At 62.8% G+C, this 25065-nt stretch carries 22 protein-coding genes; 18 read left to right on the forward strand and 4 right to left on the reverse strand.

The annotated features are described in order from the left end of the window. Positions 1-63 precede the first annotated feature (63 nt). Positions 64-2511 carry an acyl-CoA dehydrogenase gene (locus FBX99_RS13095; protein WP_144929540.1) on the reverse strand — a complete coding sequence of 816 codons (2448 nt, stop codon included), beginning with the start codon at positions 2509-2511 and terminating at the stop codon, positions 64-66. A gap of 366 nt (positions 2512-2877) precedes the next feature. Here FBX99_RS13095 and FBX99_RS13100 point away from each other — a divergent pair, with 366 nt between their 5' ends. The 3 genes from FBX99_RS13100 to FBX99_RS13110 all read left to right on the forward strand — a co-directional run bounded on the left by FBX99_RS13100 (position 2878) and on the right by FBX99_RS13110 (position 5343). Next, positions 2878-3501, forward strand: a complete 624-nt coding sequence (locus tag FBX99_RS13100) for a glutathione S-transferase family protein (RefSeq protein WP_144929539.1) — start codon at positions 2878-2880, stop codon at positions 3499-3501. 133 nt (positions 3502-3634) lie between these two features. Then, positions 3635-4567, forward strand: a complete 933-nt coding sequence (locus FBX99_RS13105; protein ID WP_144929538.1) for an ABC transporter ATP-binding protein — start codon at positions 3635-3637, stop codon at positions 4565-4567. Continuing rightward, the gene (locus FBX99_RS13110) at positions 4564-5343 is read left to right on the forward strand and encodes an ABC transporter permease (RefSeq protein ID WP_047699055.1); all 780 of its coding nucleotides are present in this window, start codon (positions 4564-4566) and stop codon (positions 5341-5343) included. The genes FBX99_RS13105 and FBX99_RS13110 overlap by 4 nt, the downstream gene beginning before the upstream one ends. A 148-nt stretch (positions 5344-5491) precedes the next feature. Here the strand turns inward: FBX99_RS13110 and FBX99_RS13115 are convergent, their stop codons facing one another. Beyond that, complete coding sequence (locus tag FBX99_RS13115) at positions 5492-6007, reverse strand: DUF2062 domain-containing protein (protein WP_144929537.1); 516 nt, start codon at positions 6005-6007, stop codon at positions 5492-5494. Between the two features lie 144 nt (positions 6008-6151). On the opposite strand from FBX99_RS13115, the gene FBX99_RS13120 reads away from it, so the two are divergent. The 12 genes from FBX99_RS13120 (at position 6152) to FBX99_RS13175 (ending at position 17650) form a co-directional block, all read left to right on the forward strand. Next, entirely contained in the window at positions 6152-8386 is a 2235-nt protein-coding gene (locus FBX99_RS13120) for a DNA internalization-related competence protein ComEC/Rec2 (RefSeq protein ID WP_144929536.1), read from the forward strand. 107 nt (positions 8387-8493) lie between these two features. Beyond that, positions 8494-9129 carry a MotA/TolQ/ExbB proton channel family protein gene (locus FBX99_RS13125; protein WP_053150108.1) on the forward strand — a complete coding sequence of 212 codons (636 nt, stop codon included), beginning with the start codon at positions 8494-8496 and terminating at the stop codon, positions 9127-9129. After that, positions 9126-9554, forward strand: a complete 429-nt coding sequence (locus tag FBX99_RS13130) for a biopolymer transporter ExbD (protein WP_144929535.1) — start codon at positions 9126-9128, stop codon at positions 9552-9554. Before FBX99_RS13125 ends, FBX99_RS13130 begins: the two co-directional genes overlap by 4 nt. Next, positions 9554-10564, forward strand: a complete 1011-nt coding sequence (gene lpxK / locus FBX99_RS13135) for a tetraacyldisaccharide 4'-kinase (protein WP_144929534.1) — start codon at positions 9554-9556, stop codon at positions 10562-10564. Before FBX99_RS13130 ends, lpxK begins: the two co-directional genes overlap by 1 nt. Positions 10565-10587: 23 nt before the next feature. Further along, positions 10588-10773: a Trm112 family protein gene (locus FBX99_RS13140; RefSeq protein WP_003179363.1), complete on the forward strand. Its 186-nt coding sequence runs from the start codon at positions 10588-10590 to the stop codon at positions 10771-10773. Further along, complete coding sequence (kdsB, locus tag FBX99_RS13145; RefSeq protein ID WP_047699069.1) at positions 10770-11534, forward strand: 3-deoxy-manno-octulosonate cytidylyltransferase; 765 nt, start codon at positions 10770-10772, stop codon at positions 11532-11534. Before FBX99_RS13140 ends, kdsB begins: the two co-directional genes overlap by 4 nt. Beyond that, positions 11534-11998: a low molecular weight protein-tyrosine-phosphatase gene (locus FBX99_RS13150; protein WP_144929533.1), complete on the forward strand. Its 465-nt coding sequence runs from the start codon at positions 11534-11536 to the stop codon at positions 11996-11998. The genes kdsB and FBX99_RS13150 overlap by 1 nt, the downstream gene beginning before the upstream one ends. Next, positions 11995-13014, forward strand: coding sequence for a UDP-N-acetylmuramate dehydrogenase (gene murB, locus FBX99_RS13155; RefSeq protein ID WP_144929532.1), 1020 nt, complete (start codon positions 11995-11997; stop codon positions 13012-13014). The genes FBX99_RS13150 and murB overlap by 4 nt, the downstream gene beginning before the upstream one ends. 262 nt (positions 13015-13276) lie before the next feature. Further along, positions 13277-13747: a (2Fe-2S)-binding protein gene (locus FBX99_RS13160; RefSeq protein ID WP_145131756.1), complete on the forward strand. Its 471-nt coding sequence runs from the start codon at positions 13277-13279 to the stop codon at positions 13745-13747. Beyond that, the gene (locus FBX99_RS13165; protein WP_145131758.1) at positions 13744-16059 is read left to right on the forward strand and encodes a xanthine dehydrogenase family protein molybdopterin-binding subunit; all 2316 of its coding nucleotides are present in this window, start codon (positions 13744-13746) and stop codon (positions 16057-16059) included. Before FBX99_RS13160 ends, FBX99_RS13165 begins: the two co-directional genes overlap by 4 nt. After that, positions 16059-17030, forward strand: a complete 972-nt coding sequence (locus FBX99_RS13170) for an XdhC family protein (RefSeq protein WP_145131760.1) — start codon at positions 16059-16061, stop codon at positions 17028-17030. The genes FBX99_RS13165 and FBX99_RS13170 overlap by 1 nt, the downstream gene beginning before the upstream one ends. 20 nt (positions 17031-17050) lie before the next feature. Further along, positions 17051-17650 (forward strand): NTP transferase domain-containing protein, encoded by a 600-nt coding sequence (locus tag FBX99_RS13175; protein WP_145131762.1) that lies wholly within the window; start codon positions 17051-17053, stop codon positions 17648-17650. Between the two features lie 322 nt (positions 17651-17972). On the opposite strand, the gene rne is transcribed toward FBX99_RS13175, so the two are convergent. Further along, positions 17973-21161, reverse strand: coding sequence for a ribonuclease E (rne, locus tag FBX99_RS13180; protein ID WP_178111926.1), 3189 nt, complete (start codon positions 21159-21161; stop codon positions 17973-17975). Positions 21162-21859: 698 nt separating this feature from the next. Here rne and rluC point away from each other — a divergent pair. Genes rluC through FBX99_RS13195 form a run of 3 tightly spaced genes read left to right on the forward strand, consistent with a single transcriptional unit; the run spans position 21860 to position 24478 of the window. Then, on the forward strand, positions 21860-22816 hold the full coding sequence (rluC, locus tag FBX99_RS13185) for a 23S rRNA pseudouridine(955/2504/2580) synthase RluC (protein ID WP_144929526.1): 957 nt from the start codon (positions 21860-21862) through the stop codon (positions 22814-22816). Continuing rightward, complete coding sequence (locus FBX99_RS13190; RefSeq protein ID WP_144929525.1) at positions 22806-23468, forward strand: HAD-IA family hydrolase; 663 nt, start codon at positions 22806-22808, stop codon at positions 23466-23468. The genes rluC and FBX99_RS13190 overlap by 11 nt, the downstream gene beginning before the upstream one ends. Before the next feature lie 20 nt (positions 23469-23488). Further along, the gene (locus tag FBX99_RS13195) at positions 23489-24478 is read left to right on the forward strand and encodes a S49 family peptidase (protein ID WP_145131767.1); all 990 of its coding nucleotides are present in this window, start codon (positions 23489-23491) and stop codon (positions 24476-24478) included. A 5-nt stretch (positions 24479-24483) separates the two neighbouring features. On the opposite strand, the gene FBX99_RS13200 is transcribed toward FBX99_RS13195, so the two are convergent. After that, positions 24484-25062, reverse strand: coding sequence for a nucleoside triphosphate pyrophosphatase (locus FBX99_RS13200; RefSeq protein WP_144929523.1), 579 nt, complete (start codon positions 25060-25062; stop codon positions 24484-24486). Between the last annotated feature and the right edge of the window lie 3 nt (positions 25063-25065).

The raw sequence follows: 25065 nt of genomic DNA on the forward strand, positions 1-25065 counted from the left end.
ATCGCCGTGGGTCAGCGTGGGGCCAGTCCTTTGTGGCGAGGGGAAAAATCTCCTCGCCTTAAATCAACGAACCTTGCCCTCGGCGAGCGTCAGAGCCTCTTTGTCGAAGTCGTCAACGTCGATCACCTTGCGCCGCGCAGCTTCGGCGGCATGCAGGGTCTGGGCTTCGCCGGCCTGCAGCACACCGGCTTCGAGGGCCGCGTCGATAAGGTGCTCGCCGGGAACCGCCTTGAGCTGACCATGCTTGAGCGCCGCGTGCAACTTCTTCTGCAACGGCTGGGCGGCCGTCAGCAGGTTGGCGGCATGTTGCAGGGCGCCGACCGGATCGTCGACCGAGAGCGGGCGATAGCAGCCCTGCAGCAATTCCTCGAGGGTCGGGTCGCCCTTGGCCCGGCCGATCACTGCCGCCACTTCTGCGTCCAGCCTGTCGCTTGGCCCCTTGTGGCGACGGCCGAAGGGGAACACCACACAGCGCAGCAGGCCACCGAGCAGCCGGTTCGGGAAATTGGCCAGCAGTTCGTCCAGTGCACGCTCCGACTGGCCGAGACTCTCCTCCATCGCCCAAGTGAACAGTGGCGTCATGTGGTCCGGCGAATCCAGGTCGTGATAGCGCTTGAGCGCCGCCGAGGCCAGGTAAAGGTTGCTCAACACATCGCCCAGGCGCGCCGACAGGCGTTCTCGACGCTTGAGCTCACCGCCCAGCAGCATCATGCTCAGGTCTGCCAACAGGGCAAAGGCCGCTGCCTGTCGATTGAGCGCGCGGAAATACCCCTGGCTCAGGGTGTTGCCGGGAGCCCGGTCGAAATGCCCCAGGCCCAGGTTCAGTACCAGGGTGCTGGCGGCGTTGCTGATGGCGAAGCCGATGTGCTTGAGCAACAAGCCGTCGAACTCCACCAGCGCCTGATCCTTGTCTTCACGGCTCGCCAAGGCCATTTCCTTGAGCACGAACGGATGGCAGCGGATCGCCCCCTGGCCGAAGATCATCAGGTTGCGCGACAGGATGTTCGCGCCTTCCACGGTGATGAAGATCGGCGCGCCTTGCCAGCTGCGCCCCAGGTAGTTGTTCGGGCCCATGATGATGCCTTTGCCGCCATGCACATCCATGGCGTGGCCTATGCACTCGCGACCGCGTTCGGTCAGGTGGTACTTGAGGATTGCCGACAGCACCGAGGGCTTTTCCCCCAGGTCCACCGCGTTGGCGGTCAGCATGCGGGCGGCATCCATCATCCAGGCATTGCCACCGATACGCGCCATGGCTTCCTGGATGCCTTCGAAGGCGGACAACGGCACGTTGAACTGTTCGCGCACCTGGGCGTACTGGCCGGTCACCAGGCTGGTGAACTTCGCCGCGCCGGTGCCCACGGCCGGCAGGGAAATCGAACGGCCCACCGACAGGCAGTTCATCAGCATCATCCAGCCCTTGCCAAGCATGGGCTGGCCGCCGATGAGGAAGTCCAGCGGGATGAACACATCCTTGCCCCAGTTCGGCCCGTTCATGAACGCCGCGCCGAGGGGCAGGTGACGCCGGCCTATATGAACGCCGGGAGTATCGGTGGGAATCAACGCGAGGCTGATGCCCAGGTCTTCTTCGTCCCCCAGCAGGTGATCGGGATCATAGGCCTTGAAGGCCAGGCCGAGGAGGGTGGCCACGGGGCCCAGGGTGATGTAGCGCTTCTCCCAGTTCAGGCGCAGGCCCAGGGTTTCCTGGCCTTGCCAGTCACCTTTGCAGATGATGCCAGTGTCGGGCATGGCCCCGGCGTCGGAGCCGGCCAGGGGACCGGTCAGGGCGAAGCACGGAATATCGTCGCCACGGGCCAGCCGCGGCAGGTAATGGTCGCGCTGTTCCTCCGTACCGTAGTGCAACAGCAGCTCCGCCGGGCCGAGGGAGTTGGGGACCATCACCGTGGAGGCCAGGTCGCCGCTGCGGGTGGCCAGTTTCATCGCTACCTGGGAGTGGGCGTAGGCGGAGAAACCCTTGCCTCCGTATTCCTTTGGAATGATCAGTGCGAAGAAGCCGTGCTCCTTGATGTGTGCCCAGGCTTCGGGCGGCAGGTCCATGGCCTGGCCGATCTGCCAATCGCTGACCATGGCGCAGAGCGCTTCGGTGGGACCGTCGAGGAATGCCTGTTCTTCCTCGGTCAGTTGCACCTTGGGATAGGCCAGCAATTGGTCCCAATCCGGACGGCCGCTGAACAGCTCGCCATCCCACCACACCGTACCGGCGTCGATGGCATCGCGTTCGGTCTCCGACATGGGCGGCAGGGTCTTCTGGAACCAGTCGAACATCGGCGCGCTGAAATATCGGCGGCGCAGGTCCGGCAGCAGCAAAGGCGCCGCGATGGCGGCGAGCACGACCCAGAGGATCAGCATCAGCGCGCCCGGCGCATGGCTGAATATGCCCATCGCCAGCAGGTACACCGCGATGATACCCAGCGCGGGCAGCGGGGCGATGCGCCGATGCGCCAACCAGGCTATCCCGACGACCAGAACCAGTATCCACAACAACAGCATAGGTAGTCCTCCGTGAACCAGGGCAAAACCGACCCACAGAGCTTAGACGGCATCTGTAAAAGCGGCGGTCGGCGCGATGTGATTGATTTCGTGGGAAACCCCGGATGCATTGCGCCAGTCTGGTTGGCAACAAGCGTGGGAAATGGTTCGTTGCAAAAGTGAGAAAGCGCCATTGTTTGGCTGAAATGGCATTAGCCGCAGATAGGTTTGAGACGTGAGATGACCAGGGCGAAACGCAAAAACTGTGGCAAGGGGATAAATCCCCTCGCCACAGGGAAAAGTTAGGCTCTGGATCGTGGTGACAATTTGAGTCGCGACTGATCCGGCGTATGCTGCTGCGGCATTTATCCACTGAGGGGAACCGTGATGCTGAAGATCTGGGGCCGGAAGAATTCATCGAATGTCCGCAAGGCACTGTGGTGCGCCGAAGAGCTGGGGCTGGCCTTCGAGGCCATCGATGCGGGCGGCGCATTCGGGGTGGTGGACACGCCGGAGTATCGGGCGAAGAACCCCAACGGCCGTGTCCCAATGATCGAAGACGACGGTTTCGTGCTGTGGGAATCCAACGCTATCGTGCGTTATCTGCTGGCTCGTCATGCACCCGGTTCAGCCTGGTACCCGACCGATCTCCAGGCGCGGGCCACGGCTGACAAATGGATGGACTGGACCACGTCGTCCTTTGCCGGGCCGTTCCGCACCGTGTTCTGGGGCGTGCTGCGCACGCCAGCCGAGCAACAGGACTGGCCCGCCATCCGGGCGGCGATCAAGGAATGCGAGGGCTTGCTGGCAATGGCAGACGAGGCCTTGAGTGAGCGGCCCTATCTCTCGGGTGAGGAAATCGGCATGGGCGACATTCCGTTGGGCAGTTTCATCTATGCCTGGCTCGAAATGCCCATCGAGCGGGTGGCGCAGCCTCATCTCGAAGCCTGGTACCGGCGGTTGCAGCAGCGTCCGGCTTACCGCAAGGCCGTCATGACCGCGTTGACTTAATACTTACTATCGACACGCGTGACTGTACTTGTGCAGCGGCGCCAAGCACCATGGCCTTCGTGCGCCATGGTTGTATTGCTCGCCGCGCGCCCTCATGTATTCCTTTCCTCTCTTCTTGGTGCGTAGATCCGATATGAGTTCCGCTCTGTCCATCCGGCAGCTAACCAAAACCTACGGCAACGGTTTCCAGGCCCTGAGTGGTATCGATCTGGACGTCGCCGAAGGTGATTTTTTCGCCTTGCTCGGTCCCAACGGTGCCGGCAAATCCACCACCATCGGCATTCTTTCCACCCTGGTGAACAAGACCAGTGGCACGGTGAATGTCTTCGGCCATGACCTGGACCGCGAGCCCGCGGCGCTCAAGCGCTGCATCGGCGTGGTGCCCCAGGAGTTCAATTTCAACCAGTTCGAAAAGACTTTCGACATCGTCGTGACCCAGGCGGGTTACTACGGCATCCCGCCGAAGATCGCCAACGAGCGAGCCGAGCAGTACCTGACCCAGTTGGGGTTGTGGGACAAGCGTGACGTGCCGTCCCGTTCATTGTCCGGCGGCATGAAGCGCCGACTGATGATTGCCCGTGCGCTGGTGCATGAGCCGCGCCTGCTGATCCTCGACGAACCGACCGCAGGCGTGGACATCGAGTTGCGTCGATCGATGTGGACCTTCCTGACCGAGCTGAACCAGAAAGGCATCACCATCATCCTCACCACCCATTACCTGGAAGAGGCCGAACAGCTGTGCCGCAACATCGGCATCATCGACCACGGCACCATCGTCGAGAACACCAGCATGCGGCAATTGCTCAGCCAACTGCACGTGGAGACGTTCCTGCTGGATCTGAAGGGCGACCTGAAGGCCGCCCCCCAATTGATCGGCTATCCGGCCCGACTGGTGGATCATCGCACCCTGGAAGTCCAGGTGGATAAAAGCGTCGGCATCACCGGGTTGTTCACTCAACTGGCCCTGCAGAACATCGAAGTGCAGAGCCTGCGCAACAAAACCAATCGCCTTGAGGAGCTGTTCGTGTCCCTGGTGGAAAAAAACCTGGCAAAGGTGGCGGTATGAGTTCCGAACTACGACCCAACCTCATCGCCCTCAATACCATCGTTTACCGTGAAGTCCGGCGCTTCACGCGGATCTGGCCGCAGACCCTGCTGCCGCCGGCCATCACCATGGTTTTGTACTTCGTGATCTTCGGCAACCTGATCGGTCGGCAGATCGGCGACATGGGCGGTTTCACGTACATGGACTACATCGTGCCGGGGCTGATCATGATGTCGGTGATCACCAACTCCTACGGCAACGTGGTGTCGAGCTTCTTCGGCAGCAAGTTCCAGCGCTCGATCGAAGAGTTGATGGTGTCGCCGGTTTCGCCCCATACGATCCTGATCGGCTACACCCTGGGCGGCGTGTTGCGCGGCCTGGCGGTGGGCCTGATCGTGACCTTGCTGTCGCTGTTCTTTACCCATCTGCAGGTGCATCACCTGGGCGTGACGGTACTGGTGGTGGTGCTCACGGCGACGATCTTTTCATTGCTGGGATTCATCAACGCCGTGTTTGCGCGCAACTTCGATGACATTTCCATCATCCCCACGTTCGTGCTCACGCCGCTGACTTACCTGGGCGGGGTGTTCTATTCCATTTCCCTGTTGCCACCGTTCTGGCAGACCGTGTCCCTGGCCAACCCGGTGTTGCACATGGTCAACGCCTTCCGCTTCGGCATCCTCGGGGTATCGGATATCCGCATCAGCGTTGCGATCACTTTCATGCTGGTGGCGACCGTGGTGCTGTATATCGGTTGCGCCCGGTTGCTGGTCAGTGGGCGTGGCATGCGTACATAAGCGAGAGCGCGTCGCCTTCTTCGCGAGCAAGCCCGCTCCCACAGAGAATTTGTACACGACTCCTGTTCCTGTGGGAGCGGGCTTGCCCGCGAAGGGGCCAGGACAAGCACCCAAAAAACGGGCCCCTGAAATGGAGCCTTTTCGTATCTCACATCCGGCTTTTCTTGCGCCGGTGCCATTGCCGGGCCACCCACCAGCGCCAATAACTCATGGTGACGAAGTAGGCCAGGGCGCCAAGCACCAAGCCGGTCACCACCGACCCCAGCAGGAACGGCTGCCACAAGGTGGACAGTTGTTCGGTGATCCACGCCCAGGTCAGTTCGTCCGGCAGCGTCCGGGCAGGCACGTCCATCAGCCAGGCGCCGGTCTGGTAGGTGCAGAAGAATACCGCGGGCATGGTGATGGGGTTGGTCAGCCAGACCAGGCTTACCGCAATCGGAATGTTGCCCCGCACTGCAACGGCCAATGCTGCCGCCAGGAGCATCTGCAAGGGAATGGGGAGAAAAGCCGCGAACAGGCCGACCGCCATGGCCCTGGCCACGGAGTGACGATTGAGGTGCCAGAGGTTGGGGTCATGCAGCAGGGTGCCGAGAAAGCGTAAGGATTTGTGTTCCCGAATGCTAGCTGGGTCAGGCATGTAACGTTTGAATAGGCGCCGGGGCATAAGGCTTCTCGGTCGGTTCAAAGCAATGAAGCGGCAAGTATGTCCGGATTCTAAGACCGGCAGATTCAGAGTTTGTGACAATTGATAACGCGCACGGTGCCGCAGACCGGCTAAGCCTGGAGAAAGGACTCTCAAGGACGGGTTATGCGCACAGGGTTGGTCGCGCTTGCACTGGGGCTGGTGGCCCCGGTTTTCTTTCCGGCGTTGCCGCCGTTGTGGCTGGTCGCGGCGATGCCGATCCTGGCGCTGATGGTGCTGCCGTTTCGAGCGTATCCGCTGGGTTTTTTCCTGTTGGGGTTGGCCTGGGCCTGCCTGTCGGCGCAAACAGCATTGGACGAACGCCTACCGGCCGCACTGGATGGTGAAACCCGCTGGGTTGAAGGACGGGTCATCGGTTTGCCGCAATACAGTGAAGGCGTGGTGCGCTTCGATCTGGTCGAGGCCCGATCGCGACGCACCCGCCTGCCGACGTCAATGCGCCTGGCCTGGTTCGGCGGGCCACCGGTGAGCAGTGGCGAGCGGTGGCGGCTGGCGGTGAAGCTCAAGCGGCCTGCCGGGCTGTTGAACCCACACGGTTTCGACCATCAAGCCTGGTTGTTGAGCCGGGGCACTGGCGCTACCGGTACGGTCAAGGATGGCCGGCGCTTGCAATCGGCCCGGGGCGCTTGGCGCGACGGGGTGCGCCAAGCGCTGGCACAGGTCGATGCCCAAGGCCGCTCCGGGGCGCTGATGGCATTGGTCCTGGGCGATGGTGGCGGGTTGAGCCGTGAAGACTGGCAGGTATTGCAGGACACCGGCACTGTCCATTTGCTGGTGATTTCCGGTCAGCACATCGGCCTGCTTGCAGGCCTTATGTACCTGCTGGTGGCCGGTGCGGCGCGTTATGGCCTGTGGCCGAGACGTCTGCCGTGGTTACCTTGGGCCTGTGCCTTGGCCTTCATCGCGGCCCTGGGCTACGGTTTGCTCGCCGGGTTCGAAGTGCCGGTGCGGCGGGCCTGTGCGATGATCGGCCTGGTGCTGTTGTGGCGCTTGCGCTTCAAGCATCCCGACTCCTGGCGGGCGTGGTTGCTGGCCTTCGATGGGGTGCTGTTGTTCGATCCCTTGGCCAGCCTGCGACCGGGGTTCTGGTTGTCATTTGCCGCGGTCGCGGTACTGATGTTCACGTTCGGCGGGCGTCTGGGGCCCTGGCGCTGGTGGCAAACCTGGACCCGCGCCCAGTGGCTGGTGGCGGTCGGGCTATGCCCGTTGTTGCTGATATTGGGCCTGCCGGTGAGTCTCAGCGGGCCGCTGGTGAACCTGTTGGCGGTGCCCTGGATCAGCCTGCTGGTATTGCCGTCGGCATTGCTCGGCACGGTGTTGCTGCCGGTACCGCTCATCGGCGAAGCGCTGCTATGGATTGCCGGGGGCTTGCTCGATCTGCTGTTCAAGGGCCTTGCGCTGGTGGCCGGGCGAATACCGGCCTGGGTCCCCGTCCCGATCCCTCTGTGGGCGTGGTGCATCGCCGCGCTTGGCGCTGTCGTGCTGTTACTGCCAAAGGGCGTACCGCTGCGTGTGCTGGGTTGGCCGATGTTGCTGCTGATGGTGTTTGCGCCACAGGAAGAAGTGCCGCCAGGGCGAGCGGAGGTCTGGCAACTGGATGTGGGCCAGGGACTGGCAGTGCTGGTGCGCACCCGTCGTCACAGCCTGCTCTATGACGCAGGGCCTCGTTTTGGCGATGCCGATGTGGGCGAGCGTGTCGTGCTGCCGACCTTGCGCAAGTTGGGTGTACGGAAGCTGGACCTGATGCTGCTCAGCCATGCCGATGCCGATCACGCCGGTGGCGCCCAGGCCGTGCGCAACGGGCTGGCAACGCTGCGGGTGATCAGCGGCGATCCGGCCGCGCTGCCTGTCGTCCTTGAAGCCGAGGCTTGCGACAGCGGCGAACAGTGGGAGTGGGACGGCGTCCGCTTCGAAGTGTGGCAATGGTCATCGGCTCTTGAAAGCAACCAGAAATCCTGTGTGCTGCTGGTCGAAGCCAACGGCGAGCGGTTGCTGTTGACCGGCGATATCGACGTCCATGCCGAACGTGCCTTGCTCAATGGCCCGCTGGCAGTGCCGACCCAGTGGCTGGCCGCGCCCCATCATGGCAGTCGCAGTTCATCGTCCATGGCATTGCTGTCGCGCCTCGAGCCGCATTCGATTTTGATTTCCCGAGGTCAAGGCAACACGTTCGGCCATCCCCATCCCCAGGTGATGGCCCGGTATCGACGGTTGGGCATGGCCATCTACGACAGTGCCGAACAAGGCGCCATTCGTCTGCAACTAGGGGCCTTCGAGGTGCCGGACTCCCAGGCCCGCCGCCGGCGATACTGGCGCGATCCGCCGCCTGCGGGGCCATGAGCCGGACATTGACCCAGGTCGCTTCCAGGCGCAGTTATCGGCGGGGCGGGGCCTCCATGGCGAGTCTCTATGATAAAGTGGCGCACTTTTTCGAGGGGGCAGTCACTGTGTGGGAATTGGTCAAATCCGGCGGCTGGATGATGTTGCCGATCATTCTGAGTTCCATCGCGGCACTGGGTATCGTTGCCGAACGCCTGTGGACCCTGCGGGCCAGCCGCGTGACGCCGGAGCATTTGCTCGGGCAGGTCTGGGTCTGGATCAAGGACAAGCAACTGAACAAGGACAAGCTCAAGGAGCTTCGGGCCAGTTCGCCGTTGGGTGAAATCCTGGCGGCTGGCCTGGCGAACTCCAAACATGGTCGCGAAATCATGAAAGAGTGTATCGAAGAGGCCGCGGCACGGGTCATTCATGAGCTGGAGCGCTACATCAACGCCCTCGGCACCATCGCCGCCATGGCCCCGCTGCTGGGCCTGCTGGGTACGGTGCTGGGCATGATCGATATTTTCAGCGCCTTTACCGGGTCCGGCATGAGCACCAATGCCTCGGTGCTGGCCGGTGGTATCTCCAAGGCCCTGATCACCACCGCCGCTGGCCTGATGGTCGGAATTCCGTCGGTGTTCTTCCACCGGTTCCTGCAGCGCCGCGTCGATGAGCTGGTGGTGGGCATGGAGCAGGAAGCGATCAAGTTGGTCGAGGTGGTGCAGGGTGATCGTGACGTGGACCTGGCCGGGAGCAAGAAGTGAAATTCCGCCGCAAACCACGGGAAAACATCGAGATCAACCTCGCATCGTTGATCGACGTGGTGTTCATCCTGCTGCTGTTTTTCGTTGTGACCACCACTTTCACCCGGGAAACCCAGCTCAAGGTGGAATTGCCACAGGCGGTCAGCGGTTCGCCAGCCGAAGACCAGCAGTTGAAGAGTCTGGAAATCACCATCAACGCGCAAGGGTCGATTTCGGTGAACAACCAGCTCTTACCCAAGAGCGACCTGGCGACCCTGATCGAGGCGTTGCAGAAAGAGTCCGGCGGCGACACCAACCTGCCGCTGTCCATCAGCGCCGATGGCAAGACCCCCCATCAATCGGTCATCACTGCCATGGACGCCGCCGGCAAGCTCGGCTTCAGCCATCTGCGCATGACCACGGTCGAGGCGGCGCCCGCACCCTGATGGCCATGTCCGATCGATTGCTCGCCGCGTGGTATGACGGTCATCCGGCCCTGGCGTTGTTGCGGCCACTGGAGTGGCTGTACCGACGCGTGGTGGTCGGCAAGCGCCAGCGTTTCCTGGCAGGCGAGGGCGATATCTATCAGCCGCCCGTGCCGCTGGTGGTGGTGGGTAACATCACCGTGGGCGGCACCGGCAAGACGCCGATGATCCTGTGGATGATCCAGCACTGCCAGCGCTCTGGCCTGCGGGTTGGCGTGGTCAGCCGCGGCTATGGTGCCAAGCCGCCGCAGCTGCCGTGGCGAGTCGAGGCCGACCAGGGCGCCGGGATCGCCGGCGACGAGCCGTTGCTGATCGTGCAGCGCACCGGCGTGCCGCTGATGATCGACCCGGACCGCAGCCGCGCGGTCCAGGCGCTGCTGGCATCGGAACCGCTGGACCTGATCCTGTCCGATGATGGCATGCAGCATTACCGGCTGGCGCGCGACCTTGAGCTGGTGTTGATCGACAATGCCCGCGGCCTGGGCAATCGGCGTTGCCTGCCTGCCGGTCCGTTGCGCGAACCGGTCGAGCGCCTGCAGTCGGTGGATGCGGTGCTGTACAACGGCGCCAGTGCCGACCATGAAGACGGCTTCGCCTTCGAGCTGCGGCCCACCGCCCTGGTGAATCTGGCCAGTGGCGAACGACGCCCGCTCGACCATTTCCCGCCCGGCCAGGCCTTGCACGCCGTGGCCGGTATCGGCAATCCGCAACGTTTCTTCAAGGCCCTCGAAACGCTACACTGGCGGCCTGTACCGCACGGGTTCGCCGACCATGCCGAATACAGCGTCGAGGCCTTGAATTTCACACCGCCATTGCCGGTGGTCATGACGGAAAAGGACGCGGTCAAATGCCGTGCCTTCGCCGCGCCCGACTGGTGGTACCTGGCGGTGGACGCCGCGCCTTCACCGGCCTTCGAGGCCTGGTTCGATACGCAGTTGATGCGCCTGTTGCCGGATCGGCTATTACCTTAAGAACCTTATCCAGGGGAAATTCCATGGACACCAAACTGCTCGACATCCTGGCCTGCCCGGTTTGCAAAGGCCCGCTCAAGCTCAGCGCCGACAAGACCGAGCTGATCAGCAAGGGCGCCGGCCTGGCGTACCCGATCCGTGATGGCATCCCGGTGATGCTCGAAAGCGAAGCCCGGACCCTGACCACCGATGAGCGCCTGGATAAATGAGCGTCGCCTTCACCGTTGTGATCCCGTCGCGCTTCGCTTCGACGCGCTTGCCCGGTAAACCGCTGTTGTCGATCGCCGGCAAGCCGATGATCCAGCACGTATGGGAACAGGCCTGCAAGAGCAGCGCCCAGCGTGTGGTGGTGGCGACGGACGACCTGCGCATCGTCGAGGCCTGCGAGGGCTTTGGCGCCGAGGTGGTCATGACCCGCGAAGACCACAATTCCGGTACTGATCGCCTGGCGGAAGTCGCCGCGAAACTGGGCCTGGAACCCGACGCCATCGTGGTCAACGTACAGGGCGACGAGCCACTGATCCCGCCCAGCGTGATCGACCAGGTGGCGGCCAACCTGGCGGCCCATCCCGAAGCGCGCATGGCGACGCTGGCCGAGCCGATCAAGGATGTGCAGACGCTGTTCAACCCGAACGTGGTCAAGGTGATCAGCGATCTGAATGGCCTGGCGCTGACCTTCAGTCGCGCTACGTTGCCCTGGGCGCGAGATGCGTTCGCTCAAACCCGTGACGTCATGCCCGAAGGCGTGCCGTACCGTCGCCACATCGGCATCTATGCCTACCGCGCGGGGTTTCTCCAGGACTTCGTCGCCTGGGGCCCGTGCTGGTTGGAAAACACCGAGGCCCTGGAGCAGCTGCGCGCGCTCTGGCACGGTGTGCGGATCCATGTGGCCGATGCGTTGATTGCACCGCCAACCGGTGTCGACACGGTCGAAGACCTTGAGCGCGTCCGTCGCCTGCTGGAGGCCTGATGCGGGTTCTGTTCGTCTGCCTCGGCAACATCTGCCGCTCGCCCACCGCCGAAGGCATCCTGCGGCACAAACTGCGCGAGGCCGGGCTGTTCGGGCAGGTAGAAGTGGCCTCCGCCGGTACCGGTGACTGGCACGTGGGCAAGCCGCCGGATCAGCGCAGCCAGGCCGCTGCCTTGCGGCGCGGCTATGATTTGTCGGCCCAGCGTGCCCGGCAGGTCAGCCGCGCCGATTTCGCCGCCTATGACCTGATCCTGGCGATGGACAGCAGCAACCTGCGCAATCTCAAGGCTCTGCAGCCAGCCAACGGCCGGGCTGAACTGGACTTGTTCCTGCGCCGCTACGAGGCCGGCGTCGATGACGTGCCGGACCCGTACTATGACGGCGAGCAGGGTTTCGAACAGGTCCTGGACCTGATCGAATGCGCCACGGATCGCCTGGTGATCGAATTGAAGGGACGGCTATGAGCTTGCAGGTACAGGCCGGCGTCAGCCTCAAGCCTTTCAACAGTTTCGGCGTGGACGTCAGGGCCAGGTTGTTCGCCGAGGCCCACGAGGATGCACAGGTGCGCGAGGCGCTGGCCTACGCCGCCGGGCATGGGGTGCCGCTGCTGGTGATCGGTGGTGGCAGCAACCTGCTGCTCACTGGCGACATCGATGCCCTGGTGCTGCGCATGGTCAGTCGCGGGGTCCGCCTGCTGAGCGATGAGGGGGAACGGGTAGTGATCGAGGCCGAGGCCGGAGAGCCTTGGCATCCTTTCGTCCAGCACACGTTGGCGCAAGGCTGGGCGGGGCTGGAGAACCTCAGCCTGATCCCCGGTACGGTAGGCGCCGCGCCGATGCAGAACATCGGCGCCTATGGCGTGGAAATAAAGGACGTCTTTGCCGGGCTCACCGCCCTGGATCGCCATACCGGCGAGTTGCGGGATTTCACCCTCGAAGAATGCCGTTTTGCCTACCGTGATAGTCTGTTCAAGCAGCAGCCGGGTCGTTGGTTGATCCTACGGGTGCGCTTCGCCCTCAGCCGCGCCGCCCACCTGCATCTGGAATATGGCCCGGTCCGTCAACGGTTGACCGAACAGGGCATCGACCAACCGACGCCCATCGATGTCAGCCGGGCCATTTGCAGCATCCGCAGCGAAAAGTTGCCGGACCCGGCCGTGCTGGGCAATGCCGGCAGCTTCTTCAAGAATCCGCTGGTGCCGGCCACGCATGTCGCGCAACTCAAGCTGCAATACCCCGACCTGGTGGCTTATCCACAACCCGAGGGCCAGATGAAAATCGCCGCGGGCTGGTTGATCGAGCGTGCTGGCTGGAAGGGCTTTCGTGAGGGCGATGCTGGGGTGCATAAGTTGCAGGCGCTGGTGCTGGTCAACTATGGCGAGGCTACTGGCCTGCAACTGCTGGACCTGGCCCAGCGCATCCAGAAAGATATTGCCGAACGTTTCCAGGTTGATCTGGAAATGGAGCCCAACCGCTACTGAGCCAAGGTTCATCATGAACCGGGAACGCCCTGCACGAACCTCGCACAAGCATCATTTGTGCAGGATTGTGCAGGGCGTTTTGCTTGAACCTGGGTTAATTTAATCTGCTGACGATGCGACCATCGCATCGCGCAAGGCCCGATGCAGACGCCTGTGTCTACATAAGAGAGCCCTATCAGCCTGAGCCAGTCTGCGACACCGAACCGTTCTCCAAGCGGCAGATTGCTCGACCCCATAACTCGATAACTATGCGGGCGTGCCCATGATTACCCTGAAACTCAATGGACAAGACCATCAACTGGATGTGATCGAGGACATGCCGCTGCTGTGGGCTATCCGCGATGTCGCTGGGTACAACGGCACCAAATTCGGCTGCGGCATGGGCCTGTGCGGCGCGTGCACCATCCACATCGACGGCGCCCCGGCGCGCAGTTGCATCACGCCGATCGGCTCGGTGCAGGGGCAGAACGTCAGTACCATCGACGGGCTGCATGCCGACCCGGTGGGTCAGGTCGTGCAAAAGGCCTGGCTCGATACCGCCGTAGCCCAATGCGGCTACTGCCAGGGCGGGCAGATCATGTCCGCCACTGCATTGCTCAAGAACAACCCCAACCCGAGCGATGAGCAGATCGAGGAAGCCATGGTCGGCAATATCTGCCGTTGTGGCACGTATGACCGGATCAAGACTGCGATCCGCCAGGCGTCCACCCACCTGAAGGAGGCCAAGGCATGAGCCGTCTGCCCAATGATTTCGTGCTGAGCAATCTCAGTCGACGTGGCTTCCTCAAGGGCGCGAGCGCCACCGGCGTGCTGGTGCTGGCCGCCAGCTGGGGTCTGCCGGATGCTTTTGCCGAGGAAAAGAAATTCGGTGCCGAGGGCATGCCCCATGGCGCGGTCGACGACCCGAAGGTGTACGTGAGCATTGCCGCCGACGGCAGCGTGACGGTGATCTGCAACCGTTCGGAAATGGGCCAGGGTGTGCGCACCAGCCTCAGTATGGTCGTAGCCGATGAACTCGACGCCGACTGGGCATTGGTGAAGGTGCAGCAGGCACCTGCCGATGAGGCGCGTTTCGGCAACCAGGACACCGACGGTTCGCGCAGCATGCGCCACTGGTACGAACCGATGCGCCGTTGCGGCGCCGCAGCGCGGACCATGTTGGAGCAGGCCGCCGCGGCCCAATGGAACGTCCCGGTGGGTGAGTGCCATGCCCAGTTGCACAACGTGGTGCACCAGCCTTCCGGTCGGAAACTGGGTTACGGTGCATTGGCTGCTGCTGCCAGCGCCTTGCCGGTGCCGGCCCGTGACAGCTTGCGCCTCAAGCAACCCGCCGAGTTTCGCTACATCGGCAAGGAAGCGAGCCGGGCCATCGACGGTGCCGACGTCGTCAACGGTCGTGCCGTGTTCGGTGCCGATGTACATTTCGACGGCATGCTCTACGCCGTCGTGGCGCGTCCGCCGGTCTACGGGGGCAAGGTCAGGAGCGTGGACGACAGCGCCGCGCTGAAAGTACCGGGCGTGGTCAAGGTGGTGCAGATAGAAGGGCGTCCGTTGCCTTCGGAGTTCCAGCCCCTGGGTGGCGTGGCGGTGGTGGCGAAGAACACCTGGGCTGCAATCAAGGGGCGCGATGCGCTGAAAATCGAGTGGGACGACGGCCCGAATGCGGGGTATGACTCGGTCGCTTATCGCAAGGAGCTCGAGGCCGCGGCCCTCAAGCCCGGGAAAGTCCTGCGCAGCACTGGCGACCTCGATGATGCCCTGGCGAAGGCCGATTCGTCCCTGGAAGCCTCGTATTACCTGCCACACCTATCCCAGTCGCCGATGGAACCGATGGTGGCCATTGCCCGGTTCAAGGATGGCCAGTGCGAAGCCTGGGCACCGAGCCAGGCGCCACAGGTGACCCGTGAGCGCGTCGCCGAACGGTTGGGCATCCCGTTCGAAAAGGTCACGATCAATATTACGCTGCTGGGTGGCGGCTTTGGCCGCAAATCCAAGCCTGACTTCGTCGTCGAGGCCGCGGTGCTGGCCAAGGAGTTTGCGGGCCAGGCAATCCGGGTGCAATGGACCCGCGAGGATGACATTCATCACTCGTATTTCCACACCGTTTCGGCCGAATACCTCAAGGCCGGCTTGAACCGGGACGGGATGCCGTCCGGCTGGCTGCATCGCACCGTGGCCCCGAGTATCACCGCGCTGTTCGCGCCGAATATGGTTCATGAAGCACCGTTCGAAGTGGGCATGGGCGTGACCAACATGGCCTACGCCATTCCCAATCTGCGCCTGGAGAACCCGGAAGCGGTGGCCCACACTCGGGTGGGTTGGTACCGCTCGGTGTCGAACATCCCCCACGGTTTTGCCATCCAGAGCTTTATCGACGAACTGGCCCACAAGGCCGGTCAGGATCCGCTGCAATACCACCTCAAGTTGCTCGGCCCGGATCGTAAGATCGACCCGCGTACCTTGAATGAAGAGTGGAACTACGGTGAATCCCCCGAGCGCTATCCCATCGATACGGCGCGGATCCGTACCGTGCTGGAAACCGCTGCCAAGGCGGCCGGCTGGGGGCAGAAGCTGCCGAAGGGCCGTGGCCTCGGGCTGGCGGTGCATTACAGCTTCGTTACCTACGTGGCGGCCGCCATCGAGGTGGAGGTCAAGGAGGACGGTACGGTGATCGTGCACAAGGCCAACATTGCCGTCGACTGCGGTCCGCAGATCAACCCCGAGCGCATCCGCTCTCAGTTCGAAGGCGCCTGCGTCATGGGCCTGGGTAATGCGATGGTGGGGGAGATCAGCTTCAAGGATGGTAAGGTCCAGCAGGACAACTTCCACATGTACGAAGTGGCACGCATGTCCCTGGCGCCCAAGGAAGTGGCGGTACACCTGGTCACGCCGCCGGGCGAGGTGCCGTTGGGCGGTGTCGGCGAGCCAGGGGTGCCGCCGATTGCGCCGGCGCTGTGCAACGCCATTTTCGCAGCCACCGGCCAACGCATCCGCAACCTGCCGGTACGCTACCAGTTGCAGGGCTGGCAGCAGGCCAAGGCCTGATGGACAGCGTTGACCTGAACGTCCTGCGTAGCGTGCTGCAATGGCGCCGCGCCGGGCAGCGCGTGGTGTTGTTCACGGTGGTCCAGACGTGGGGCACCGCGCCGAGACCTCCGGGGGCGATGCTCGCCTTGCGCGAAGACGGCGTGGTGATCGGTTCGGTGTCGGGCGGTTGTGTCGAGGATGACCTGATCGCCCGGCTGCATGATGGCCGGATTCCGGCGGACGGGCCGCCGGTGCGGATGATCACCTACGGTGTCACCCGCGAGGAGGCAGCGCGCTTCGGCTTGCCCTGTGGCGGTACCTTGCGCCTGACGGAAGAGCGGGTCGGTGACCCACAATGGGTGGCCGACCTGTTGGAGCGTTGCGAAGCCCATCAGATTGTCGCCCGTGAGTTGAACATCGCCACCGGCCATGTGGCGTTGACGCCCGCCAGCAAGAGCGACGTGTTGGTTTTCGACAGCCGGACCCTGCGCGCCATCTACGGGCCGCGCTGGCGACTGCTGCTGATCGGTGCCGGGCAGTTGTCACGCTATGTGGCGGAAATGGCCCGGTTGCTGGACTTCGAAGTGCTGATCTGCGATCCGCGCAAGGAGTTCGTCTACGGTTGGGAAGAACGGCACGGCCGCTTCGTCTCGGGGATGCCCGATGAGGCGGTGTTGAATATCCAGACCGACGAGCGCACGGCAATCGTTGCCCTGACCCATGATCCGCGCCTGGACGACATGGCCTTGCTGACCGCCCTGGATTCCCCGGCTTTTTATGTGGGGGCCCTGGGATCGCGGGTCAACAGCCAGAAGCGCCGGGACAATCTGCTTCAGCTAGGCTTGTCAGCAGAGGCCATCGAGCGGCTGCACGGTCCTATCGGCCTGCACATCGGCAGCCACACTCCAGCGGAGATCGCCTTGTCGCTGCTGGCCGAGATCGTGGCCATCAAGAACGGCGTTGAGCTGCGGCAGAAGAAGCCGTTGTAACTCGTGGACGAGGAGGGCACATGGGCGAATCGATTGGCGTGATCATTCTCGCCGCTGGATCGGGCAGTCGTTTCCGGCAGGTTGCAGGTCCTGACAAGGATAAGTTGCTGGCCGACTGCACGGGACGCGACGGCGCTGTTCGTTCGGTGATCGAGCAGGTGCTGGTGAATCTGCCTGCATCGCTGGAAAAGCGCGTGTTGGTGACGAGCAGCGAACGGCCTCAGGTCATACGCATGGCCCAAGCCTACGGCTGCGATGTCGTGGAGTTGGATTCGCCGGGCCTGGGTGACAGCATTGCCGCCGGTGTCCAGGCCTGTCCGGACCTCTATGGATGGTTGATCGTGCTGGGCGACATGCCGTTCATCCTGCCGTCGAGCTATGAACAGGTGGCCGCCGGGATTCGTGAGAACGGCATCTGTGTGCCAGTCCTTGCGGGTGAATACGGCCATCCCGTGGGCTTTGGCCGTGTCTTTGGCCCGAAATTGATGGCGCTTAGCGGTGATCAAGGCGCCAAGGTGCTTTTTGCCGGAGCACGAGTGGTCGAGATCGCCGTGGACGATCCCGGGGTGGTTTGGGATGTGGATGTGCCTGAGGCTTTGAGTTTCCAGCAACAACATTGATGGTGACTGGACCACCGCTATCGTCGGAACGCCGCCCGGAGCCGGCTCGCTCCCACAGGTTCTGCGGTGGGTGAGAATTTGTGATTGCCGAAAAATCCCCTGTGGGAGCGGGCTTGCTCGCGAAAACGGAGGCACTTTCAACATCAGTGCAAGCTGAATCACCGCGTTCGCGAGCAAGCCCGCTCCCACAGTGTTCCAAGGTGAATATCGACGCAGATCCCTTGTGGGAGCGAGCCTGCTCGCGATGGTGATCTCACATTTGAGCCAAAATAAAAAGCCCCGCCTGGCATCACCAGGCGGGGCTTTTTATTGAGCGATGGAATCAGGCGTGAGGTTTAGGCTCGTGCTCTTTTTCCAGGGCTTCAGTGTGACGCGGTGTGATTTCTTCGGCGAACGGTTGAGGTTCGTCGATCACCGGGGCCGATTCAACCGGAGTTGGCTCCGAAGCCGTTTCAGCGACCGGGGCAGGGGCTGCCTCGACCACTTCCACTGCTGGGGTCGGTGCGGCAGCGGACGCCTGGGCGGCAGCCTCTTCGGCTTCCTTCTGCAGGCGCTCGGCTTCACGCTTGCGACGGCGCACTTCACGTGGATCGTTTGGAGCGCGGCCATTCGCGGTCAAGGCGCTGACGGGTGCAGGCTCCTCGACGGGAGCTGGTGCTTCGGCAACCACGGGTGCTTCGACCACTGGCGCTGGCTCGATCATCGCAGGTTCGGCTGCCTTGACGGGCTCTGGCGTCGGCTCTGGCTCGACCACCGGTGCCGGTGCGGCAGGTTCCGGGTTCCAGTTGAACGCGGTCTGCTCTTCACGCACAGGTGCCGGTGCCTTTTCCTCGGTGCCCGTTTCAACAGGCGTTTCAACGGCAGGTTTTGCGGCCACCGGCTGTTCGACGACCGGTGCAGGCTCGACGGCAGCTTCGGCTTCAGGCTGGGCTTCACGCGTCGGTGCAACTTCCACTTCTGGCGAAGCAGTCGCTTCTACCGGGGTAGTGGCTTCAACCACTGGCTTTTCAACCGGCGCATCTTCCACCGCAGCGGTCGCGCGTTCGGCCTGTTCATTGGCCTGGGCTTCGGCTGGAGCGCTGATGGTGCTGCTGGCAACGGCCGCAGTCACGGCCAGGCCGGCGGCCAGGTCTGCTGCGCTTGGAGCTTCGGTGGATTCGGACTCTTCCGAGCCTTCGATCACATTACCGTTGGCATCACGCTGGCGCTCACGACGGTTGCTGCGACGACGCTGGCCACGGGAGCGGCGGCGTGGACGATCGCCTTCGGCGTTGTCCTGGCCGTCTTCCTGCAGTTGCTCCTCGGCGTTCAGCACTTCTTCTTCGCTGGTGGCGGCGGCCTGCTCGGCGCGTGGTTGACGCTCTTCACGCGGAGGGCGCGGGGCGCGCTCTTCGCGAGGCTGGCGGGCCGGACGCTCTTCAGCGGTGGCGGCAGCGGCCGGGGCGGCATCCAGGGGCTCACGCAATTCGCGAACACGCTCTTCACGTTCGCCACGAGGCTTGCGTTCTTCACGCGGGGCGCGCGGTTGACGCTCTTCACGCGGTGGACGTGGTGCGCGCTCTTCGCGGGCTACGGTCGACACTTCCTCGCGGGCTTCGCGAGGTTGGCGCTCTTCACGCGGCTCACGTGGTGCGCGCTCTTCACGCGGCGCACGTTCTTCGCGTGGCTTGCGCTCTTCGTCACGACGACCGTTGCGGTTGCGGGTCTGCTGGCGACCGTTGCGGCGTTCTTCGTTGCGGGCAGGACGCTCGGTGGTGGCAGGCTTGGCGACCACGGCCGGTGCGGCAGGCTCTTCCTTGGTCGCGAACAGGCTGACCAGCGACTTCACCAGGCCCTTGAACAGGCTTGGCTCAGGCGCGGCGACCGGAGCGGGTGCCGGTGCCACGACTTCGGTCGGAACCGGAGCATTGGCGCGGGCCGGGGCGGTCTTCACGGCGGCTTCCTGGCGAACCAGGGTACGGGTGGCGGCAGCCGGCTGGATTTCTTCCACTTCGGCAGCGGCAGCGGCGATCTCGTAGCTGGACTGGTTGTTGTGGGCTTCCGGGCTGTCGTCGCGCAGGCGCTGGACTTCGAAGTGCGGCGTCTCGAGGTGATCGTTCGGCAGGATCACGATGCGAGCGCGGGTGCGCAGTTCGATCTTGGTGATCGAGTTGCGTTTCTCGTTGAGCAGGAACGCCGCCACCGGGATCGGCACCTGGGCGCGGACTTCGGCGGTGCGGTCTTTCAGGGCTTCTTCTTCGATCAGGCGCAGGATCGCCAGGGACAGCGACTCGACGTCACGGATGATGCCGGTGCCGTTGCAGCGTGGGCAGACGATGCCGCTGCTTTCGCCCAGGGATGGACGCAGGCGCTGACGGGACATTTCCAGCAGGCCGAAGCGCGAGATGCGACCGACCTGTACGCGGGCGCGGTCGGCTTCCAGGCACTCACGGACCTTTTCTTCCACGGCGCGCTGGTTCTTGGCCGGGGTCATGTCGATGAAGTCGATGACGATCAGGCCGCCGATGTCGCGCAGGCGCAACTGACGGGCGATTTCCTCGGCCGCTTCAAGGTTGGTCTGCAGAGCGGTTTCTTCGATGTCGCTGCCTTTGGTGGCGCGCGCCGAGTTGATGTCGATGGACACCAGGGCTTCGGTCGGGTCGATGACGATGGAGCCGCCGGACGGCAGTTCGACGACGCGCTGGAAGGCGGTCTCGATCTGGCTTTCGATCTGGAAGCGGTTGAACAGCGGAACGCTGTCTTCGTAGAGCTTGATCTTGCTGGCGTACTGCGGCATCACCTGGCGAATGAAGGTCAGGGCTTCGTCCTGGGCTTCGACGCTGTCGATCAGCACTTCGCCGATGTCCTGGCGCAGGTAATCGCGAATGGCGCGGATGATGACGTTGCTTTCCTGGTAGATCAGGAACGGCGCGGAACGATCCAGCGAGGCTTCCTTGATGGCCGTCCAGAGCTGCAGCAGGTAGTCGAGGTCCCACTGCATTTCTTCGCTGCTGCGGCCAAGGCCGGCAGTGCGCACGATCAGGCCCATGTCGGCCGGGGCAACCAGGCCGTTGAGGGCTTCGCGCAGTTCGTTGCGCTCTTCGCCTTCGATGCGGCGGGAGATGCCGCCGGCACGCGGGTTGTTCGGCATCAGGACCAGGTAACGGCCGGCCAGGCTGATGAAGGTGGTCAGGGCGGCGCCCTTGTTGCCACGTTCTTCCTTTTCGACCTGGACGATGACTTCCTGGCCTTCGCTCAGGACGTCCTTGATGTTGACGCGGCCTTCAGGGGCTTTCTTGAAGTATTCGCGGGAGATTTCTTTGAGGGGCAGGAAGCCGTGGCGCTCGGAGCCGAAATCGACAAAGGCAGCCTCAAGGCTTGGTTCGATGCGAGTAATCCGGCCTTTATAGATGTTGGCCTTCTTCTGCTCGCGTGCACCGGATTCGATATCCAGGTCGTAGAGGCGCTGGCCGTCTACCAGTGCAACACGCAACTCTTCGGGTTGAGTTGCGTTAATCAGCATTCTTTTCATGTAGTACCGTCGGTTTCCGGGCTGCCGGAAACGGCGTTCGGCACACACGACTTCTCACGGTCGGTGTCAGGTGCGTCATGGAAGTGGCTGACCACTCCAGTGTCCAGCGAGTTCGGCCCAATGATGGCGAAGTCGCGACGGACGCGTCCTGCTTGCTGGTACTCAAGCACTCAGTCAGGAGGAGGAATCAACCGGCGTCTGTGGACGAGATGAAGCGTCTGAAACAAGCCTAGTGCTACACAGTCCGACGGTTGTACATCTCCACCCTACACGTATCCCTGATAATTCGGGTGCTGCCGCGCGCAGAATCCGCAGCGGGTTGGCATTTACCGTGAGCTCCGGAAAGGGGAGGTCACGCATCATGGCTAAATTAGGCGTTGTTTCCGAAGCTCTCGCCCGGGGTCGTTCGCAACTGACTGCACTTTGTGAACTGGCCGTGAATGTGGCACGCAAGGGCGAGTGAAAACTCTGCTTTGCGGCGTATTTCAGGCCTCATGTCACCTGCGCTCGTTACACCTGCTAACTCACCGAATCGTGGCAAAAGCCCCGTAGGACGGCCTCTCGTCCTCGTGAATTGCGTTGGTCAGGGCCGGTTTTTGACCGCTGGTCCGCTGTCCAGCCACTTTTGGCGGCGTTCGCGACTATAGCAGCAATGATTAAGTGCTTCAATTCCATAAAAAATTGTTATCATCGCCGCCATGACGACTACTGCCCCTTCGACCCCGAGCGTTCAACTGCTCGAGGTCTCGCCGGAATATGCCGGCCAACGAATCGATAACTTCCTTCTCGCCCGGCTCAAGGGCGTGCCCAAGACCTTGATTTATCGCATTTTGCGCAAGGGCGAGGTGCGGGTGAACAAAGGCCGGATCAAGCCGGAGTACAAGCTCCAGGCGGGCGATATCGTGCGTGTGCCGCCGGTTCGCGTGCCCGAGCGCGATGAGCCGGTGCCGGTTGCCCAGGGGCTGCTGCAGCGCCTGGAAGAGTCGATCATCTACGAAGACAAAGCGCTGATTGTGATCAACAAGCCCGCAGGCATTGCGGTTCATGGCGGCAGCGGCCTGGATTTCGGCGTGATCGAAGCCTTTCGTCAGTTGCGTCCGGATGCCAAGGAGCTGGAACTGGTCCACCGCCTGGACCGTGACACCTCCGGCCTGCTGATGATCGCCAAGAAGCGCAGCATGTTGCGCCATCTGCACGAGCAATTGCGCGGTGATGGCGTCGACAAGCGCTATATGGCGCTGGTGCGGGGGCATTGGGCAACGTCCATCAAGCAGGTCCGCGCGCCGTTGCTCAAGAGCAACCTGCGTTCCGGCGAGCGCATGGTCGAAGTCAACGACGAAGGCAAGGATGCGCTCACCGTGTTCAAGGTGCTGCGCCGCTTCGGCGACTTCGCCACCATGGTCGAGGCCAAGCCGGTGACCGGTCGTACCCACCAGATTCGTGTCCATACCTTGCATGCCGGCCATTGCATCGCCGGTGACCCCAAATACGGGGACGACGATTTCACTCGGGAGATCCGGGATCTGGGCGGAAAACGCCTGTTTCTGCATGCCTATATGCTCACGGTTCCGCTGCCCGATGGAGGTGAACTGAAGTTGCAGGCACCCGTGGACGCCATGTGGGCCAAGACTGTGGAGCGATTGAGTGCACCCTGACTATAAGCTCCTGATCTTCGATTGGGACGGCACCCTGGCCGATTCAATTGGTCGGATCGTGGAGTCGATGCATGTCGCGTCCGATCGTACGGGTTTTGCCAGGCGCGATGACTTCGCGGTAAAAGGCATCATCGGTCTCGGATTGCCGGAGGCGATTCGCAGCCTGTATCCAGAGATCGATGACGAGGCGCTGGTGGTTTTTCGCCAGCATTACGCCGACCACTACATTGCGCTGGAGGCTGAGCCGTCGCCGTTGTTCGAGGGCGTGGCCGATACGCTCGGGACGTTGCGGGCGGAGGGCTATCACCTGGCTGTTGCTACCGGGAAGGCCCGTCGCGGACTGGATCGGGTGCTGAAGGCTCATGGTTGGGATGATTATTTCGATATCACCCGCGCCGCCGATGAGACCGCCAGCAAGCCGCACCCGCTGATGCTCGAGCAGATCCTGGCGCATTGCGAGGTGCGCCCGGAGCAGGCACTGATGGTGGGGGACTCGTCGTTCGATCTGCAAATGGCCCGTAATGCCGGCATGGGCTCGGTAGCTGTCAGCTACGGCGCGCAGACAATCGAGGCCCTGAAGGCATTCGAGCCGCGACTGGCGATCGACCATTTTCCTGAATTGCACGCTTGGCTGAGCCGGCACACCGATTAATTTTGTTGAAGGATGCAAGTATGACCGATGAATGGAAGGCACCGGCCAAGGCAAGCGCTGACAACGGTGACGACAAGAGCTGGAAGTTGCTGGAAAAGACCTTGATGGCCGGAGTGGAGGAGCAGCGTCGTGCGCGTCGCTGGGGAATCTTCTTCAAGTGCCTGGTCTTTATTTATCTTTTCGTCGGGCTGGGGGTCATCATCCAGGCGATTGATATGAAGAAGAATCCCGGTACCGGTTCGGCCTACACGGCGGTGATCGATATCGAGGGCATGATCGCGGACAAGGAGGCGGCGAGCGCAGACAATATTATCGGTAGCCTGCGGGCCGCGTTCGAGGATTCGAAAGTCAAAGGGGTGGTGCTGCGCATCAACAGTCCGGGCGGCAGCCCGGTGCAGGCGGGCTACGTCTATGACGAGATCGTTCGCCTGCGCGCGGCGCATCCGGATATCAAGGTCTATGCGGTGATTGCCGACCTTGGTGCCTCCGGTGCCTATTATATTGCCAGCGCGGCGGATCAGATTTATGCCGACAAGGCCAGCCTGGTAGGGTCCATTGGCGTGACCGCGGCCGGTTATGGCTTCGTCGAGACCTTGGACAAGCTCGGTATCGAGCGTCGGGTCTACACCGCCGGTGAGCATAAGTCGTTCCTCGATCCTTTCCAGCCGCAGAAGCCGGAAGAAATCGCTTTCTGGCAGGGTGTGCTCGATACGACCCACAAGCAGTTCATCGCCAGCGTCAAGAAGGGCCGGGGTGACCGGCTCAAGGACAAGGACCATCCGGAACTGTTCTCCGGTCTGGTCTGGTCCGGAGAGCAGGCCTTGTCCCTGGGCTTGATCGATGGCTTGGGCAGTGCCAGTTCGGTGGCGCGGGATGTGATCGGCGAGAAGGAGTTGGTGGACTTCACCGTCGAAGAGTCGCCGCTCGACCGGTTCTCGAAGAAGCTGGGGGCGAGCATCGCTGAGCGCCTGGCGATGTGGATGGGGTTCCAGGGCCCGGCATTGCGCTAACCCGCTCAGGGTATTTGCACGCCCTCCGCCAGCAACATATCCACGAGGCGGATCAAGGGCAGGCCGATCAGGCTGGTGGCGTCGGGGCCTTCGGTGCTCTGGAACAGGCTCACCCCCAGGCCTTCGGCCTTGAAGCTGCCAGCGCAGTCATAAGGCTGTTCGATCCGCAGGTAGCGCTCGACCCGTTCCGGGTCGAGCGTGCGCATGTTGACGGTAAAAGGTACGCAATCGACCTGGCAGGCGCCGGTCTGGCTGTTGAGCAGCGCCAGGCCGGTCAGGAACGTGATCTGGGCTCCGCTGGCGGCCAGCAGTTGTTCCCGGGCATTTTCGAATGTATGAGGTTTGCCCAGGATGCGCTGGCCGAGCACGGCCACCTGGTCCGAGCCGATGATCAGGTGGGCCGGATGGCTGTCGGCCAGGGCCAGGGCTTTTTCCCGGGCCAGGCGTTCTACCAGGGTCCGGGCAGGCTCGCCGGGTCGATGGCTTTCGTCGATAGCCGGCGAGCGGCAGACGAATGGTAGCCCCAGGCGGGCGAGCAATTCCCGCCGGTAGACCGAGCTGGAGGCAAGTAATAAAGGCAGCATGGG

This window comes from Pseudomonas sp. SJZ074 (genome assembly GCF_007828215.1).
Taxonomy (GTDB): Bacteria; Pseudomonadota; Gammaproteobacteria; order Pseudomonadales; family Pseudomonadaceae; genus Aquipseudomonas.

Bases quoted from the DNA above. Each gene is read 5' to 3' on its own strand.
- FBX99_RS13095 (WP_144929540.1), bottom strand. From the start codon at position 2,511: ATGCTGTTGTTGTGGATACTGGTTCTGGTCGTCGGGATAGCCTGGTTG.
- FBX99_RS13100 (WP_144929539.1), top strand. From the start codon at position 2,878: ATGCTGAAGATCTGGGGCCGGAAGAATTCATCGAATGTCCGCAAGGCA.
- FBX99_RS13105 (WP_144929538.1), top strand. From the start codon at position 3,635: ATGAGTTCCGCTCTGTCCATCCGGCAGCTAACCAAAACCTACGGCAAC.
- FBX99_RS13110 (WP_047699055.1), top strand. From the start codon at position 4,564: ATGAGTTCCGAACTACGACCCAACCTCATCGCCCTCAATACCATCGTT.
- FBX99_RS13115 (WP_144929537.1), bottom strand. From the start codon at position 6,007: ATGCCCCGGCGCCTATTCAAACGTTACATGCCTGACCCAGCTAGCATT.
- FBX99_RS13120 (WP_144929536.1), top strand. From the start codon at position 6,152: ATGCGCACAGGGTTGGTCGCGCTTGCACTGGGGCTGGTGGCCCCGGTT.
- lpxK (WP_144929534.1), top strand. From the start codon at position 9,554: ATGGCCATGTCCGATCGATTGCTCGCCGCGTGGTATGACGGTCATCCG.
- FBX99_RS13140 (WP_003179363.1), top strand. From the start codon at position 10,588: ATGGACACCAAACTGCTCGACATCCTGGCCTGCCCGGTTTGCAAAGGC.
- kdsB (WP_047699069.1), top strand. From the start codon at position 10,770: ATGAGCGTCGCCTTCACCGTTGTGATCCCGTCGCGCTTCGCTTCGACG.
- FBX99_RS13150 (WP_144929533.1), top strand. From the start codon at position 11,534: ATGCGGGTTCTGTTCGTCTGCCTCGGCAACATCTGCCGCTCGCCCACC.
- murB (WP_144929532.1), top strand. From the start codon at position 11,995: ATGAGCTTGCAGGTACAGGCCGGCGTCAGCCTCAAGCCTTTCAACAGT.
- FBX99_RS13160 (WP_145131756.1), top strand. From the start codon at position 13,277: ATGATTACCCTGAAACTCAATGGACAAGACCATCAACTGGATGTGATC.
- FBX99_RS13165 (WP_145131758.1), top strand. From the start codon at position 13,744: ATGAGCCGTCTGCCCAATGATTTCGTGCTGAGCAATCTCAGTCGACGT.
- FBX99_RS13170 (WP_145131760.1), top strand. From the start codon at position 16,059: ATGGACAGCGTTGACCTGAACGTCCTGCGTAGCGTGCTGCAATGGCGC.
- FBX99_RS13175 (WP_145131762.1), top strand. From the start codon at position 17,051: ATGGGCGAATCGATTGGCGTGATCATTCTCGCCGCTGGATCGGGCAGT.
- rne (WP_178111926.1), bottom strand. From the start codon at position 21,161: ATGAAAAGAATGCTGATTAACGCAACTCAACCCGAAGAGTTGCGTGTT.
- rluC (WP_144929526.1), top strand. From the start codon at position 21,860: ATGACGACTACTGCCCCTTCGACCCCGAGCGTTCAACTGCTCGAGGTC.
- FBX99_RS13195 (WP_145131767.1), top strand. From the start codon at position 23,489: ATGACCGATGAATGGAAGGCACCGGCCAAGGCAAGCGCTGACAACGGT.
- FBX99_RS13200 (WP_144929523.1), bottom strand. From the start codon at position 25,062: ATGCTGCCTTTATTACTTGCCTCCAGCTCGGTCTACCGGCGGGAATTG.